Source organism: Brevibacillus laterosporus, assembly GCA_007833815.1.
In the GTDB taxonomy this organism is placed as follows: domain Bacteria; phylum Bacillota; class Bacilli; order Brevibacillales; family Brevibacillaceae; genus Brevibacillus_B; species Brevibacillus_B laterosporus_D.
Genome location: CP033464.1, coordinates 4,742,620 through 4,758,155 on the forward strand (window position 1 = coordinate 4,742,620; position 15,536 = coordinate 4,758,155).

At 42.7% G+C, this 15,536-nt stretch carries 18 protein-coding genes; all 18 read right to left on the reverse strand.

Annotation, left to right across the window (positions count from 1 at the left end):
- Positions 1-55 precede the first annotated feature (55 nt).
- The 18 genes from EEL30_23350 to EEL30_23435 all read right to left on the reverse strand — a co-directional run bounded on the left by EEL30_23350 (position 56) and on the right by EEL30_23435 (position 15,518).
- Positions 56-1,207 (reverse strand): 1-deoxy-D-xylulose-5-phosphate reductoisomerase, encoded by a 1,152-nt coding sequence (locus EEL30_23350; GenBank protein QDX95866.1) that lies wholly within the window; start codon positions 1,205-1,207, stop codon positions 56-58.
- A 40-nt stretch (positions 1,208-1,247) separates the two neighbouring features.
- The gene (locus EEL30_23355) at positions 1,248-2,045 is read right to left on the reverse strand and encodes a phosphatidate cytidylyltransferase (protein ID QDX95867.1); all 798 of its coding nucleotides are present in this window, start codon (positions 2,043-2,045) and stop codon (positions 1,248-1,250) included.
- A gap of 68 nt (positions 2,046-2,113) precedes the next feature.
- Positions 2,114-2,917: an isoprenyl transferase gene (locus EEL30_23360; protein ID QDX94964.1), complete on the reverse strand. Its 804-nt coding sequence runs from the start codon at positions 2,915-2,917 to the stop codon at positions 2,114-2,116.
- 38 nt (positions 2,918-2,955) lie between these two features.
- Positions 2,956-3,513 (reverse strand): ribosome recycling factor, encoded by a 558-nt coding sequence (locus EEL30_23365; GenBank protein QDX94965.1) that lies wholly within the window; start codon positions 3,511-3,513, stop codon positions 2,956-2,958.
- Entirely contained in the window at positions 3,514-4,239 is a 726-nt protein-coding gene (locus tag EEL30_23370) for a UMP kinase (protein QDX94966.1), read from the reverse strand.
- Positions 4,240-4,328: 89 nt separating this feature from the next.
- The gene (locus EEL30_23375) at positions 4,329-5,213 is read right to left on the reverse strand and encodes an elongation factor Ts (GenBank protein QDX94967.1); all 885 of its coding nucleotides are present in this window, start codon (positions 5,211-5,213) and stop codon (positions 4,329-4,331) included.
- Between the two features lie 143 nt (positions 5,214-5,356).
- Positions 5,357-6,061: a 30S ribosomal protein S2 gene (gene rpsB / locus EEL30_23380; protein QDX94968.1), complete on the reverse strand. Its 705-nt coding sequence runs from the start codon at positions 6,059-6,061 to the stop codon at positions 5,357-5,359.
- 296 nt (positions 6,062-6,357) lie between these two features.
- Complete coding sequence (locus EEL30_23385) at positions 6,358-7,068, reverse strand: hypothetical protein (protein ID QDX94969.1); 711 nt, start codon at positions 7,066-7,068, stop codon at positions 6,358-6,360.
- A gap of 1 nt (position 7,069) precedes the next feature.
- Positions 7,070-7,669, reverse strand: a complete 600-nt coding sequence (locus tag EEL30_23390; protein QDX94970.1) for a hypothetical protein — start codon at positions 7,667-7,669, stop codon at positions 7,070-7,072.
- 23 nt (positions 7,670-7,692) lie between these two features.
- A complete protein-coding gene (locus EEL30_23395; protein ID QDX94971.1) occupies positions 7,693-8,028 on the reverse strand; it encodes a hypothetical protein in 336 nt (111 codons plus the stop codon).
- Positions 8,029-8,040: 12 nt separating this feature from the next.
- Positions 8,041-9,438, reverse strand: a complete 1,398-nt coding sequence (locus EEL30_23400) for a DUF342 domain-containing protein (protein QDX94972.1) — start codon at positions 9,436-9,438, stop codon at positions 8,041-8,043.
- Positions 9,439-9,481: 43 nt separating this feature from the next.
- Positions 9,482-10,273: a FliA/WhiG family RNA polymerase sigma factor gene (locus EEL30_23405; protein ID QDX94973.1), complete on the reverse strand. Its 792-nt coding sequence runs from the start codon at positions 10,271-10,273 to the stop codon at positions 9,482-9,484.
- 18 nt (positions 10,274-10,291) lie between these two features.
- Positions 10,292-10,690 carry a hypothetical protein gene (locus EEL30_23410; GenBank protein ID QDX94974.1) on the reverse strand — a complete coding sequence of 133 codons (399 nt, stop codon included), beginning with the start codon at positions 10,688-10,690 and terminating at the stop codon, positions 10,292-10,294.
- A gap of 2 nt (positions 10,691-10,692) precedes the next feature.
- Complete coding sequence (locus EEL30_23415; protein QDX94975.1) at positions 10,693-11,178, reverse strand: chemotaxis protein CheD; 486 nt, start codon at positions 11,176-11,178, stop codon at positions 10,693-10,695.
- Positions 11,165-11,800 (reverse strand): chemotaxis protein CheC, encoded by a 636-nt coding sequence (locus EEL30_23420; protein QDX94976.1) that lies wholly within the window; start codon positions 11,798-11,800, stop codon positions 11,165-11,167. Before EEL30_23420 ends, EEL30_23415 begins: the two co-directional genes overlap by 14 nt.
- Before the next feature lie 2 nt (positions 11,801-11,802).
- Complete coding sequence (locus EEL30_23425; protein ID QDX94977.1) at positions 11,803-12,279, reverse strand: chemotaxis protein CheW; 477 nt, start codon at positions 12,277-12,279, stop codon at positions 11,803-11,805.
- A gap of 16 nt (positions 12,280-12,295) precedes the next feature.
- Entirely contained in the window at positions 12,296-14,353 is a 2,058-nt protein-coding gene (locus tag EEL30_23430; protein ID QDX94978.1) for a chemotaxis protein CheA, read from the reverse strand.
- Positions 14,354-14,372: 19 nt separating this feature from the next.
- Positions 14,373-15,518, reverse strand: a complete 1,146-nt coding sequence (locus tag EEL30_23435; GenBank protein QDX94979.1) for a chemotaxis response regulator protein-glutamate methylesterase — start codon at positions 15,516-15,518, stop codon at positions 14,373-14,375.
- Positions 15,519-15,536 lie beyond the last annotated feature (18 nt).

A 15,536-nucleotide genomic window follows, 5' to 3' on the forward strand; every position in this document is an offset into this window, starting at 1 on the left:
GCGTCTAATCAGTACCTGTCTCCTGCAAAGCTTTTGCTTGGTTCTACTTCAAATCTTACTTGCCCCAGTTTAGGGCAGTGTTACGTGCCCATGCATCAGCTTCATCAATCTCCTCCAAGGAAGGATGTAAACTTGTTTGATGCTGTGCACATACCTGATGAACGACATCTTCAATTCCAACAATTGTTAGTTCATCTTGTAAAAAACGCGAAACAGCGACTTCATTGGCTGCATTCAGTACTGCTGGCAGTGTGCCACCAATCTTACCGCAATCATACGCCAGTTTTAAGAGTGGATAGCGGGTGAAATCCATCTCTTTAAAATGTAGCGTTCCGCATTTGACTAGATCGAGAGTCTCGGTCGGCAAAGGCCAGCGATTTGGATAGGTAAGAGCGTACTGAATCGGAACCTTCATATCAGGTGTCCCCAATTGTGCTATCACGGCTTTATCTTTGTATTCTACCATAGAATGAATGATACTTTCATAGTGAAGAATTGTCTCTATCTGTTCATAAGGCATTCCGAACAACCAATGAGCTTCTATCACTTCAAAGCCTTTATTCATCATGGTGGCTGAATCAATCGTTATTTTAGCCCCCATGCTCCAATTGGGATGGCGTAATGCATCTTCACGCGTTACATGAACCAACTCATCCCGAGATAGATTCCGGAGCGATCCCCCTGAAGCTGTAATGATTAGTTTAGAAACATCCTGTCGATTCTCCCCTTTTAGCGCCTGAAAAATAGCTGAATGCTCACTATCTACTGGAAGAATCGTCGCCTGATGTTTTTGGGCAGCCTCCATGACCACATGTCCTGCACTTACCAAGGTTTCTTTATTGGCAAGTCCAATTGTTTTCCCCCGTTCAATAGCAGCCAAAGTGGGTTTTACTCCTACACTCCCTACTACAGCTGACATAACAAACGATGCTTGTGGATGTGTAGCTACCTCAATAAGGCCATCTAATCCGTACGTAATCTCTGCTGAGAGAACTCCTGCAAGACGTTTTGACAACTCTTTAGCAAGCTCCTCTGTCCCTACGGAAATCAGTTCCGGTTTAGCATACAGAGCTTGCTCCACCAATAAGTCAATGTTGTTACCGGCCGCCATTGCTACGATTTTAAATTGATCAGGGTGCTGTTTCACTACTTCCATGGTACTTGTCCCGATCGAACCGGTAGAACCTAACAGCGATATGTTTTTCACCCATTTCACCTCAAACCCCTATTTATCTACAATCCTTAACCTAAAACAAGCCAAACAGGTACAGCACCGGAAACACGATCAGCATACTATCGAATCGATCGAGGATGCCTCCGTGCCCCGGAAGGATATGTCCTGAGTCCTTTACTGCGAAATGACGCTTGTAAGCTGATTCTACTAAATCTCCTAGTGGGCCGACAATACCGGTAATGGATGCAATTCCCAAAGCCTGACTCAACGGTAGCGCTCCTGGTACTTGCAAAGAGATCAAAATAGCATCTACTGCTCCTACAATCAGAAGGGAAGCAAGGAACCCGCCAAGAGCTCCCTCGACTGTTTTATTTGGACTAATATCTGGCCAAAGCTTTCGTTTCCCCAATGCTTTGCCTGCAAAATAAGCTCCTGTATCTGTTGACCATACAGATAACAAGATGATAATAGTGAGCCAAAATCCAGCTAAACCCACACCCCCACGAGCAACGGCAACGTAATGGAAACCATATCCTATGTATAACGCTCCGAGTAGTACCAGAGCGGCATGTTCAATATGAAAACGATTTTTGCTAAGAACGGTATAAAATAGTAACAAAAATAACGGTAAAAGAAGAATTTGACTCCATTCTACTGTAATTGCACCAAAACCACTCACCTGAAAAAAACCGAGCACTGGAAATAATAAAGCCGCCAGATCTGGTTGCCACGCACTTATTAAAATAATATAGCCTAGGATACCTGGAAAACTAAATGGCTTTATGCTGGCCATGCGTAAAAATTCAAAAAGGCCGATGAAGGCCATAAGTAATACAAGGGATGAGTACCAAACCCCTCCCAGATAAACCAGGGTCAGAAAGCCAACCCCCCGATTAATCCGGTAATTATCCGTTCCTTCACTTGTTCCACCTCTCCAGCTCAAACTGCGCCATATCGACGAGCTCGACCTTGGTATTCAGCAATCGCCTGTAAGAAATGCTCTTTGGAAAAATCGGGCCAATATACATCCGTGAACCAAAATTCCGTATAAGCTAGTTGCCATAACATAAAATTGCTAATACGAATTTCTCCGCTCGTGCGAATCAACAAATCAGGTTCGGGAATTCCTTGCGTATATAAATGTGAGGCAATCGTTTCCTCATCAATTTGTTCAGGTGTTAACTTGCCTTGTGCGACCAACTGAGCAATCTCTTTTGTCGCTTTCAAAATTTCATCACGCCCACCATAATTAAGGGCAAAATTGAGTTGCAATCCTGTATTATTTTTTGTTTTTTCCTCGGCTTCTAGCAAAGCCTTTAGGGTATGGGAAGGTAATCCTTCACGTGAGCCTACCATACGAATTCGTACATTTCGTTCAACTAATTCTACCAATTCAGTCGACAAAAACTCCTGTGGAAGTTTCATAAGAAAATCTACTTCGTCTTTAGGACGCTTCCAATTCTCTGTTGAAAAGGCATACATGGTTAATACACCTACACCAATTTCATCAGCTGCTTTAACCACGTCTTTTACGGTTTTCATTCCCTGATGGTGTCCAGCAATACGCGGTAAATTACGTTTTTTAGCCCATCTGCCATTACCATCCATAATAACTGCCACATGACGCGGAATGACTCCTGCCTGATCAAACGTATTGTTTTTTCGTTCTTCCTGCTTACCGCTAAACATTTTTCCTAACCGTTCTAACATACAGGTTTCCCCCAAAAAGAGAGATATAGACATAGCTCCCCCTCATCATAGAGGGGGAACAAATTCTCACATTATACCTCGAGAATGTCCTTCTCTTTATCTTTTACGATTTTATCAACTTCCGCAATAAACTTATCGGTCGTTTTTTGAACCGTTTCTTGATGACCGCGGGATTCATCCTCAGAGATAGAAGCCGCTTTTTCCAACTTTTTAATGCCATCATTTGCATCACGACGTACGTTACGAATCGCTACTTTTGCATCTTCACCATTCTTGTTTGCCACTTTCACTAAATCGCGACGGCGCTCTTCTGTAAGTGCCGGTACTGAGATGCGAATGATCGAACCATCATTGGTTGGCGTAAGTCCAATATCGGATTGCATGATTGCTTTATCGATATCTTTTAGTGACGTCTTATCCCAAGGTTGAATTTGTAGCGTACGCGGTTCTGGTGCTACTATGTTTGCCAATTGATTGATTGGTGTTGGCGTTCCATAGTAATCCACCACAATTTTATCTAACATAGCTGGTGTTGCACGACCTGCGCGCAACGTTGCTAGGTCCTTTTTTAATGTATGAATCGCCTTGCTCATGCGATCTTCCATATCCTTTAAAATGTTTTGTGGCATTTAAGCATCCCCCTTTACTATAGTCCCAATTTTTTCTCCCATGACGGCCCGACGAATGTTGCCTTCTTCCGTTATGGCAAAAACAATAAGTGGTATATGATTATCCATACAAAGACTGGAAGCGGTAGAATCCATGACGCCCAAGCCTTTGTTTAAGACTTCGAGGAAAGTTAGGTTATCGTATTTTGTAGCGCTTTCGTCAATACTTGGATCAGCCGTATATACACCGTCCACCTTGTTCTTTGCCATCAGAATAACCTCTGCTTCGATCTCGGCAGCTCGTAATGCCGCTGTTGTATCGGTGGAGAAATACGGGTTACCTGTACCAGCCGCAAAAATGACAACTCGACTTTTTTCCAAATGACGAATAGCTTTTCTGCGAATGTATGGCTCCGCTACTTGACGCATTTCAATAGAAGTTTGTACTCGGGTAGGTACGCCGACTTGTTCTAAACCATCTTGCATCGCTAACGCGTTCATAACGGTTGCAAGCATGCCCATGTAGTCAGCCGTTGCACGATCCATCCCTTTAGAGCTACCAGAAAGGCCTCTCCAGATGTTTCCACCACCTACTACTACAGCTACTTCTACACCAAGTTCTACGATTTCCTTAATTTGATTTGCAATCGAAGCGATAACTTTTGGGTCGATTCCATACCCTAGTTCTCCAGCTAGTGCCTCTCCACTCAGCTTTAGTATGACTCGTTTATATGCAGCTTCTGGCATGCGAAAAGACCTCCATTTTCATTTCGTATTGCTCATTTTCCTGTCTTTCTTTAAAAATAGGGAACACAGCGGTGTTCCCTATTGTCATCTTATTGCTTATTCACTTGCGCCATTACTTCAGCAGCAAAATCTTCTTGTTTCTTTTCAATACCTTCTCCAACTTGGAAGCGAGCGAAGCCTTTGAAGCTAGCTCCTGCTTCTTTCAACAATTGGGAAACGCGTTTGTCTGGATCTTTAACGAATGGTTGTTCAACCAAGCAATATTCTTCGAAGAATTTTGCCATGCGGCCTTCTACCATTTTGTCAACGATGTTAGCAGGTTTGCCTTCGGACAGCGCTTGGTTTTTCAATACTTCACGCTCGCGATCAATCACGTCTTGAGAAACTTCTTCTCTCACGCCGAAACGTGGGTTAGAAGCCGCTGCGTGCATCGCAAGGTCTTTTGCCAAAGCTTCATCGCTAGAATCGTTCAAAGCTACCAACGCACCGATTTTTCCACCCATGTGTAGGTATCCGCCGAAAACGCCGTTGTCAGCTTTTTCAAGGATTTCAAAACGACGGAAGCTGATGTTTTCACCAATTGTCGCGATTTTCGCGTTGATTGATGTACCCAAATCTTCTCCACCTTGGAAAGCTTGAGTCAATGCTTCTTCAACACTAGCTGGACGAGCGGTTACTACGTGCTCAGCGATATCTTTTACTAATTGTTGGAACTCAGGGTTTTTAGCAACGAAGTCTGTTTCACAGTTAACTTCTACCACTGTACCAATGTTTCCGTTTACTGCGAAACCAGTCAAACCTTCAGCAGCGATACGTCCGGACTTTTTCGCAGCTTTTGCGATACCTTTTTCACGAAGTAGGTCAATCGCTTTTTCGATATCACCATTTACTTCTTCTAGTGCGCGTTTGCAGTCCATCATACCTGCGCCTGTTCTTTCGCGCAATTCTTTAACTGTTTGTGCCGTAATTGCCATTGAATTACATCCTCCTTCAACTAATCCGCAAGCATCTTATTGCCTACGTATGTAATGTGTGAAACTCTTCGTCGGGAGATACAATTGTATTCGTAGAAAAAGGTGGACGGGGGTTCTGAAAACCCTCAGTCCACCCTCATTCATTACGCCGTGGTTGTTTGCTCTCCGCCTTGGTTTCCTTCAGACAGAGCATCAGCCATCTTGCCAGTTAATAGTTTAACAGCACGGATAGCGTCATCGTTACCAGGAATCACATAGTCGATTTCATCTGGATCGCAGTTAGTATCAACAATCGCTACGATTGGGATACCCAATTTACGAGCTTCTGCAACAGCGATACGCTCTTTGCGAGGGTCGATTACGAACAATGCGTCAGGTAATTCTTTCATGTGCGCAATACCGCCCAAGAATTTCTCTAGGCGATCCATTTCTTTGTTCAATACGATAACTTCTTTTTTAGGAAGAACATCGAAAGTACCATCTTCTTGCATACGTTTTAGTTGAGCAAGACGAGCAGTACGTTTTTGGATAGTTTCGAAGTTAGTCAATGTACCACCCAACCAACGTTGGTTGATGAAGTAGTGACCAGTGCGCTCAGCTTCATCTTTAACAGATTCTTGCGCTTGTTTCTTTGTTCCAACGAAAAGTACTTTACCTTCGTTAGCAGCAAGTTCGCGCATGAAGTTGTATGCCTCTTCTACCTTTTTCACCGTCTTTTGCAAGTCGATGATGTAAATTCCGTTACGTTCAGTGAAGATATAGCGATCCATTTTTGGGTTCCAACGACGAGTTTGGTGACCGAAGTGAACACCAGCCTCAAGAAGTTGTTTCATAGAGATTACCGCCATATTTCACACCTCCTCTGATTTGGTTTTTTGTGTCAACCTCCGCGGACCGCATCTTTCAAGCAAAACTACCAAATGGTAGCACCGTTGCCGAAATTAGCCTGCGTGTGTATTTAACACCGAAGAAAACTATATCATATCAAAATAACAAATGCAATAAAGAGTGTTAGAAAAGTTGCTTCATTCTACTGTTATTTTCACCTATCTCTATCCATATTATCCAAAAATTTACCGTCATTTTTTCCAATACTGCTGGTTTAATGCCAAATTACCGTGGCATCCTTGCCGTCATCTGGTGTTTATTTATGATCAGATATTGAATCGGATACAGGTGCTTTAGGTGGCTCAGGAGAAGTCGGAGGAACTGGTGGCGTTATATCTGGGGTATCCTTCTCCTCTACTTCCTGCTTATTATTTGTAGACTGCTCAATCGGCTTCTCCTGCTTTTTCACAGACTCTTTTACATCTGTAGAAGATGGAGATGTCACAGAAGTATCCTGAGACTTGGGAACAGGATTCTGAGTAGGCGTAGTTTGCTGTTGCGTTTTAGATGACGAATCTTTAGGAGGAATAGATTTCTCGGCAGATTGTTCCGTCTTCTTTTTGTCTTGGCTTGATAAATCATTCGTTTTTTGTTTATCTGTCGTCGAACTAGACGACTCTGAAGCTTTATTGGCCTTTTCAGAAGCTGACTTCTTATTTTCATTATTTGTTGTTGAAACAGTAGCAGGAGATTTCTCTGGTTGCTTCTGCTCAGTAGACGAAGAGGAGGCTGGTTGCCCAATCTGTGTTACTTTACTTGTATCCAGTGGTGCTTGTGGCGTCTCTTTAGGAGATACCTGTACTTGCATGTTTTGAAATTCTTCCTTGGATAAAACAACCCAACCTTGAGTAGTAGCGATCTTCTTTATTTCATCCATGCTAATCGCCTTCTGTCCAAAGGTCAAAAGAAATAAAGCAGAGAACACGACTCCTAATCCAAACCCCATCCACCCGATTCTCGTTCTCATGTCAGGCCTCTCTTTCAATCGGCTCGGCAAGCGTTAAAATTAATTCAATCTCCCCATGACCTGCTCCAAGCTTTTTTGCAATCTCAGGAGTAGTGAGCCCTTGCTGTACTAATTCAAAAACCCGCTGGTACCGATCTTTTAATGCCAACACGTCTTGAGAAATCTCTGGCAGTTGATTTGCACTATTTTGGTTCAACGTCTGGGATTGCTCCACGCTCTTTTTTAATATAAGATGAGATTTTTGCAACTCAAGCAGTTGCTGACTTAGTTTATCTATCTCTTGCTGCATATTATGGTTATTTTGTTCATGTAGTTGATTAGAAGCTGATAGTTCCTGCTGATTTATTCCTAATTGTTCAATTGTTGCATACAACTTGTCAGCCAGTTCTTCATTTTCCCTTTTTACTTGTTGGACAAAGCGTTTTAGTGTCGTTTCCATGCTAGTGCGATCTAGATTGCTGGGCTCTAAGTGCCCCACAGAAGATACTGCATCAGAACCTATAATCTCTTGATGTTTTCTTTTAGACAACCAAAAGGAGAGGCCTGAAAGCATTATAGCGATAAGGCCAATCCCTAGTAACACATATAACAATAGAGTCATTTGTTTTCACCTAGTTTGAATAGTTACAAAGAGATATCAATATGATGACCACGGATTGGATCAATCGATGGATGATCGTGCGCCTTCAATGCCCCTCCTGCAGATCCATCCTTCGTTTGCCCTTGTTCTCCTCCACGTTTCTTTGCAGACTCTTCTTGATTATTTTTTACTTGCTGATGTTCTGACTTGTGCACATTCTCCGTTTTATTCCGTTTGGCTTCGTTTAGCCTCTTCTGTTCTTCCTTAATTTGCTGTTGTTCGGCTGCAGCCCGCTGTTGCAGTTGTTCTTGCCATCTGCCTATCTCTTGTGTCCGAGGAATAGCATGTTGCAATTCGAGCGCTTTAAAACTCATCAGCATCTCTCTCCTTTTCTAAATGAGAGTGGAAGTAGAAATCTCTCCATCCAAAACCAGAAAACGAGTACGGCTAAACTCCTGTTTAATGAAACGCACGTGCTTACCAAAAACCAGCTTTGCCCCTGGAAAAATTAGTTGAGACACTTCAATGTAGGCTGGCATCTCTTTTTCCAGTTCGGCTTCAAGTGCTCGTTTTTCCTCTTCTATCACTTTTATATCTTTTTCCACAACCAGTTGCGTATTGGTCAATTTAATCTGTAACGCCTTCTTATCAGCAGGCAAATCTCCATAAGCTTGCATCATTTGATTCAATACTTGGAGTCCTTGATCCGCCTTACGTTTCTGATCGTGAAGGTCGGTTAATTTCTGTTTAATTTGGCCGACGAGATCGCGGGATTGCGGTTTAGCCCCCACTTCAAGACTGGTTGGCGTAGAACTCATATTGCCAACGACTTGCGCAATAATCTTCTCGCCCGCTTGGGTCACACCACCAATAATAATACCTTTGGTTCCTTTACAAACCACCTGTTTTCCAGCCCGTACACGTGAAAACATAATGCTTTGTTTAACGAAAACGTTATTACCAGCGGTTACATTCCCATTTTGAATGTAGGAGGTAGTCACGTTATTTCCTGCCTGAACATGCCCCTTATCCTGACCAGCAATACCATTTTTTATATCAATAGAGCCTTCTGCAATCAGCTCTGCTCCTTCAACACTTCCATAGATGCGAATATCACCTGTGGCTTTTATCGTAAACCCAGTTGGTACATGGCCACGAATAACAACCGTTCCTACAAAATCAATATTACCCACGCTGAAATCCAAGTCTCCATTTACCTCATAGACAGGAAATACATGAATCTTATCCTTGTCTACCGATACCTGACCGTCTATAACAGCGTATGCCAACGTTCGTTCTTCATTTAAAACAATTCCCTTACCCGGCTTTAACATAGCTTCTTTGCCTGGCTTAGGTGGGATCACTTCACCTGTAACAGTTCTACCTGGTTCTCCCGGTGTTGCCATAATCTTTTCTGCTAAAAGTTGACCACGTGTCACATTAGCAATGTTGAGAACGGAATAATAATCCACTCGACCATCTTCAAGCATTTTGGGGGAAGCTTTCTCTGCTGTCTCATCTTGAAATAGATAACGAATGCTACCATCTTTACCCGCTACTGGTTCCTGTCCCTTAGCAATGCTAAGAGGGATATTTACATATTGAGATGGGGTAGAACAGATGGCACGTATATGATTTTCTATAAGTCCGAATTTCAAACCTTTTGTTTCACAAAATCGAATCAAGTCTTCCTCTTTTAACGGGATATCACTGTCTGTTTTCATAGTAATTTCGGCAATAAGTTTGTCAGATGAAATGTGAATATCCGCGTAATCGGCAATTTGACTCACGTAAAACCCCCCTTTTCCTGCGCTTACTAGCGCCACCAGTTTTCTACATCAACTGCGATTTCCATTTTGCCAACGTGTTGCGCAGACGAAAAATCGCTTTGGAATGCAACTGGGAAATGCGTGAAGGGGATAAGCTCATGACCTCAGCGATTTCAGACAGAGTTAACTCTTCAAAGTAAAAAAGTGAAACAACGAGGCGTTCCTTTTCTGGTAATTTGTCAATGGTTTGGGTTAAAACTTCCTTTAAGTTTTGCATTTGGGCGACGTTTTCAGGATTCGGCATAAGATCGTCTATTAAATAAGCATGACGAGCAATTTTCTGTTCATCTTCATCACCTACTGCTTCGTCTATCGACAACATGCTGGATAGTGAGGTGTCATACATCACCTGTTGAACTTCTTTTTCCGTAATCCCCAAATGAAGACTCACTTCTTTCTCAGTGGGGGAACGCAACAGATTTTGCTCTAAATATGTATATGCTTCTTCGATTTTTTTTGCCTTATCCCGTACCGTGCGAGGAATCCAATCATTTTCACGTAATCCATCGATCATGGCTCCACGAATCCTCCACATGGCATACGTTTCAAACTGCAAGCCCCGTTTATAATCAAATTTGTTTAAAGCATCAAGCAACCCGAATCGACCATAGCTGATGAGATCATCCTTATCCACGTTGTTAGGCAAACCAATGGAAAGACGCATTGCCACTTTGTTTACTAGCGGCAAGAATTTTTCCACCAGTTCTAATTCCGCTTCTCGACTCCCGTTTTCTTTCCATTCCATCCATTTATCAAATTCTTTTGTTACCTTCTCTTGATTATATACGCGAGCCATGGTTTAATCACCTGCCTTTTACTCATCAGTAAATCTTCTTAACGTTTGGGCAATTAATTTTGGATCATGCTCTGTAGATACATCTTGTGCTGTTAGTGGTATAAACTCGTCTTCTGGATTTGTAGATTCTTTGTTATCACTTGTATGAGTAGATTCTTCTTGATCATCCAAGACTGTTGCTGCGTCTGCATCTAGGTCTACGTTTTCATCTCCATCACCCGGCTCGATTGCCTCTTCTTTTGGAAAGAGAATAGATAATACCAGCTGAACAAGAAAGGCAATTGCAAATACGACAAGAAATGCCAGAGCTCCACGATAAAACGATACAGTTAACAAATTGCCAGTAAAGGCTGCCAAAAACGTAAAGAGAAATGCAATGCATCCTAGCCAAAGGCTTCTTTTCACGGTTTGATTCATGGTTATACTTCCTTAGTCCCTTGATTTACGGTCCGGATTTGTAATATACCGGTTTCCGCATCCACTTCAATGGTTCGTCCACAATTTCCACCAGTATCTTCTGCAATAATCTGAATGGCAAATTGTTTTAAAGCTACCTTGCATGCTTCCACATTCCGTGGTCCAATTCGCATTGCGTCATTGGTAGAAAGAAAGGTAAACATTTGGGAGCCTCCAGCCAATTTAGCTGTCATATGACGGCTTTGTGCTCCTAGCTTCTTCATTCGTTCAATTAATTCAGGTATTGCTGTATCAGCATATTTCAAATGATTGGTCTCTGTATTTTTCCCTAGGCTAGAATCTGGTAGCATAACATGTGCCATTCCCGCAATCCTCTTGATACGATCATAAAGCACAACCCCGACGCAAGATCCTAAGCCTGTCGTACGAATATGGTCGGGGGCACTAGCTACTCCTACGTCTGCCATTCCAACTTTAATAATTTCCATCTAACGGGACCCCTAATGCTTGGAATAGTGTTGCAAATGAATCCGGATCTGGGATGAGGAAAAAGTGGCCTTGCATTTTTTCGTTATCTTCCATAAAAGCTGTGTCAATCGTTAAAGCGAAATCCCCAACCCGTCCTAGTTCGATAAGTCCGTAACTCAATAGAGCGCCAGCCATATCAATTGCAAGAGCTGGTACAGTCGGTTGCATGCTAAGCTTCGTAAAATCAGCTAACGAGGACAGATAAGAGCCTGCCATAATATTGCCGATTTCATGCAAAGCTGACAATTCCATATCACTAAATACCTCTTCTTGCTCTTCTTGAGGCACTAGGCCCAGCAGATGTTGCAACAAATTTTTAGCGGAAGGAATATCTATGATAAAAAACATATTTCCGGGGCAATCACCTTCGACACGCAAAAATACTGCGATTACCACCACTTCATCTCCCCCCAGGAAATCAGCAATTTCCTGGAAAGAGATTATACGAACTTGTGGAACGGTCATGTCGATTTCTTTTTGAATCAATTGCGAAAGTGCCGTGGTTGCATGACCAGCCCCGATATTGCCTACTTCACGCAGCACATCTAATTGAAATTCGCCCAATTTCTTAATATGAGTCATATCTAAACCTCAAAAGAATCCAATTGCTTGATCTCTTCTGTGCTCAGCACCTTATCAAGATTCAACAAAATAAGTAGACGTTTTTCTAATTTGGCTACACCACGCAAATAAGTTGCCTCTACTCCGCCAACCACGGCTGGTGGCGGTTCGATTGCATTAACAGGAATATCAACTACGTCGTTCGCAGAATCAACAATAAGCCCCACTTCTAGTTCGTCTACAGCCACGATAATAACACGAGTAGCCTCAGTATATTCTGCCTCCTCCAATTGAAAACGACTGCGTAAATCAATAATAGGAGTTACCACACCACGTAAATTGATAACCCCTTTTACAAAAACAGGTGTACGTGGTACGCGGGTAATATGCTCCAGCTTCTCAATAGATTTAACCTGTTGAACCTCTACACCGTACTCTTCGTCTACCAAGCGAAAAATAATTACTTTCACTTCTTCAGATGCTGTTTTCATATCCAACATACTCATGACCTCCTACCTATTTAATTAAGGCATTGCAATCTAGAATCAATGCGACTTGCCCGTCACCTAAAATCGTTGCCCCCGAAATAGCGAAGACATTTACTAAATACTTGCCTAGCGATTTCAGCACAATTTCTTGTTGTCCAATAAAGGAATCAACAACTAACCCTGCCATTTTTTCCCCTTTGCGAACAATGACTACAGCGACTTCATCCTCACGTGCTTTCCCACTCGTTGGAATCTGGAAAATTTCTTTGAGAGACACCAAAGGGACGATACGCCCCCGGAAATCAATCACTTGTTGACGATGCGCCATCATAATTTCGCTTTTCTTGAAGACAGCAGTCTCGATAATAGAGCTAAGTGGTACCGCGTATTTTTCATTTTCAACCTGAACCAGCATCGCAGAAATAATCGAAAGGGTCAAAGGAAGTTGAATACGGAAAACGGAACCTTCATTTGGCGCTGAATCCACTGACACGGAACCACCCAAGGATTCAATCTTGGTTTTAACAACGTCGAGACCTACACCACGCCCAGAGATGTCAGAAACTACATCAGCCGTACTAAATCCTGATGAGAACAACAGTTCAAATATTTGTCTATCCGCCATTGTCTCCGCAACAGCCGCACTAACTACTCCACGACTAATCGCTTTGTCACGCACTTTATCCTTATCGATACCAGCTCCATCGTCACGCACTTCGATAAAAACATGATTGCCGCTATGATACGCTTTTAACTGAACAACGCCCTCTTCTGGCTTACCTGACTGTTTACGCTTTTCAGGAGACTCTAACCCATGGTCAATGGAGTTTCGCAATAAGTGAACAAGCGGATCACCAATTTCATCAATAACCGTACGGTCTAGCTCTGTTTCAGCCCCGAATATCTCTAGATTCACCTTCTTGTTTAATTCTTTAGTCAAATCTCGAACCATTCGAGGGAAACGGTTAAATACCTGCTCCACAGGAACCATGCGCATGGTCAGGATAATATTTTGTAGATCTCCACTGATCCGGCTCATGTGTTCCACCGTTTCATGTAGTTCTGTTTTACCGATTTCTCTTGCTAACTGCTCCAAACGTCCACGGTCAATAACCAGTTCGCTAAACAAATTCATTAAAATGTCCAAACGTTCAATATCCACGCGAATGGTTTTGCTAGCAGCAGGCTTTTTAACAGGTGCCGCTGGAGTTGCTGCCTTTTGTTCTGTTTCAGGCTTTACGACTTCTTTCACAGGAGCCGCAACCGCTACTTCCTTTTCACTACCTGGCAATTTAACCTCTTCGATCAGTACTTCCTCGATTTCAGAGATATTGCTAATTGCTTTATGGATCTCTTCTAATGATTTTGAAGTGATATATACGACCTCAAACGACAGGTCAAATTTCTCGTTTTCAATTTCTTCCACAGAAGGTGTTGAGTTGATTACTTCTCCATGGGTGTCCAATTGATCAAAAACCATATAAGCACGAGCGGCTTTTAGTATACATTCCGAACGCAAAATTACACGAATCCAGTACAAATTATTTCCCGTTTCCTGTGATTGACGCATGATCGTGATCGCATAATCATCTAAATGATAATCACGTATCTCAGTAGACACTTCTACCATCTGGTCATTCGTCTCAGAATCAGAGTCTGTACTTTCAGCCATCGTAACAGCAGGCTCAGGAGATACCTCGTTAAAATCTCCTGCTACTATGGAACGGAGCACTCCTACCAATGAGCTAACATCAGCGGCCCCATCCCCGCCTTCCATGATGTTTTGGACCATGCTTTCCATGATATCGACACTTTTGAAAATGACGTCCATAATGTCGCTTGTAATCATTAATTTCTGATTACGAATTAAATCAAGTACGTTTTCCATCTCATGCGTTAAGCTGGCCAAATCTTCAAAGCCCATCGTTGCTGCCATTCCTTTTAAGGTGTGAGCTGAACGAAAAATTTCATTAACGATTCCAATATCATTCGGATCGGTCTCCAGAGACAACAGATTGGAGTTAATCGCCTGCAAATGTTCCTTGGATTCTTCAATAAACATATCGAGATATTGATTCATATCCATGTGTAAATAACCTCCCCCATCATGTTACGAGTCGAACTAACGTCTCCGCCATGTGGTCCAGTGGAACTACATGATCCGCTAATCCAGCTTGAATGGCTGCACGTGGCATTCCGTACACGACACAACTACTTTGATCTTCTATCAATCCTACGACGTGATGAGCTTCCTTCATCTGTCGTAAGCCTGCTGTCCCATCAGCTCCCATTCCAGTCAAAATGACCGCCCACTGCCTTGTATGCGTAAGTTTACTCGCTGATTCAAACAAAACGTCAACGGACGGACGATGACCTCCACGTGGTGCTTCTTGATGTAATTTTATAATGACTTTTCCACCGGTTGGTTGCGTGGCTTCCATATGATAACCACCCGGTGCAATATAAGCTGTACCTGCCTTTATTTCTTCTCCATCGCTTGCTTCCTTTACCGTTATTTGACACATGCTATCTAGCCGTTGGGCCAAACTTTTGGTAAATCCAGGTGGCATATGCTGCACAATTAATATAGGTGCTGGAAAAAAAGCAGGAATGTGAGTTAACAGTGTTTGCAAAGCACGAGGTCCTCCTGTTGAAGTTCCTAGAAATACAACTTTCGTCCCTGTCTTATCCGACATTTCCATAGGTTGCAATCCCTTACTTCCTTTATCAGAAAGAGAAGGGTACTCACTCGTCTTTTCTGTTTGACGTAGCTTCTTTTGTGGCTCTACTTGAGTTTTTTTGACAGAAGTCTTCGTTAATGGAGCTGTTAGCTTCTGCTTAATACGCCCCTTTGCAACCGCTGCTTCCTTTACAAGTTCGACAAGCTGTTGGCCCACCTTATGAATGTCTAACGAAATAGGCCCAGAGGGTTTACCGATAAAGTCAAAAGCGCCTAACTCCAACGCTTTTAGAGTCGCGTCCGCCCCTTCTTTGGTCAAACTACTCAACATGACAACTGGCAAAGGTTGTTCTGCCATTAGTCTCTCTAATGTGGCTAGTCCATCCAAAATAGGCATTTCCACGTCTAACGTGACCACATCTGGTTGAAATTCCTTTACTTTTTCTAAGCATTCCATTCCATTTCGAGCACGAGCCACGACTTCAATGTTAGGATCGCTTGTCAAAATGTCAGAAATGACCTTGCGCATGAAAGCGGAATCGTCTGCCACTAGCACTTTTATTTTCGTCATGTTACCGCTCCCTTCTAG

Excerpts from the sequence above, each read along its gene's own strand:
- EEL30_23430 (QDX94978.1), bottom strand. The coding sequence starts at position 14,353 with ATGGATATGAATCAATATCTCGATATGTTTATTGAAGAATCCAAGGAA.
- EEL30_23370 (QDX94966.1), bottom strand. The coding sequence starts at position 4,239 with ATGCCAGAAGCTGCATATAAACGAGTCATACTAAAGCTGAGTGGAGAG.
- EEL30_23410 (QDX94974.1), bottom strand. The coding sequence starts at position 10,690 with ATGAATCAAACCGTGAAAAGAAGCCTTTGGCTAGGATGCATTGCATTT.
- EEL30_23435 (QDX94979.1), bottom strand. The coding sequence starts at position 15,518 with ATGACGAAAATAAAAGTGCTAGTGGCAGACGATTCCGCTTTCATGCGC.
- EEL30_23425 (QDX94977.1), bottom strand. The coding sequence starts at position 12,279 with ATGTTGGATATGAAAACAGCATCTGAAGAAGTGAAAGTAATTATTTTT.
- EEL30_23415 (QDX94975.1), bottom strand. The coding sequence starts at position 11,178 with ATGGAAATTATTAAAGTTGGAATGGCAGACGTAGGAGTAGCTAGTGCC.
- EEL30_23365 (QDX94965.1), bottom strand. The coding sequence starts at position 3,513 with ATGCCACAAAACATTTTAAAGGATATGGAAGATCGCATGAGCAAGGCG.
- rpsB (QDX94968.1), bottom strand. The coding sequence starts at position 6,061 with ATGGCGGTAATCTCTATGAAACAACTTCTTGAGGCTGGTGTTCACTTC.
- EEL30_23385 (QDX94969.1), bottom strand. The coding sequence starts at position 7,068 with ATGAGAACGAGAATCGGGTGGATGGGGTTTGGATTAGGAGTCGTGTTC.
- EEL30_23375 (QDX94967.1), bottom strand. The coding sequence starts at position 5,213 with ATGGCAATTACGGCACAAACAGTTAAAGAATTGCGCGAAAGAACAGGC.
- EEL30_23405 (QDX94973.1), bottom strand. The coding sequence starts at position 10,273 with ATGGCTCGCGTATATAATCAAGAGAAGGTAACAAAAGAATTTGATAAA.
- EEL30_23420 (QDX94976.1), bottom strand. The coding sequence starts at position 11,800 with ATGACTCATATTAAGAAATTGGGCGAATTTCAATTAGATGTGCTGCGT.
- EEL30_23395 (QDX94971.1), bottom strand. The coding sequence starts at position 8,028 with ATGCTGATGAGTTTTAAAGCGCTCGAATTGCAACATGCTATTCCTCGG.
- EEL30_23360 (QDX94964.1), bottom strand. The coding sequence starts at position 2,917 with ATGTCTATATCTCTCTTTTTGGGGGAAACCTGTATGTTAGAACGGTTA.
- EEL30_23390 (QDX94970.1), bottom strand. The coding sequence starts at position 7,669 with ATGACTCTATTGTTATATGTGTTACTAGGGATTGGCCTTATCGCTATA.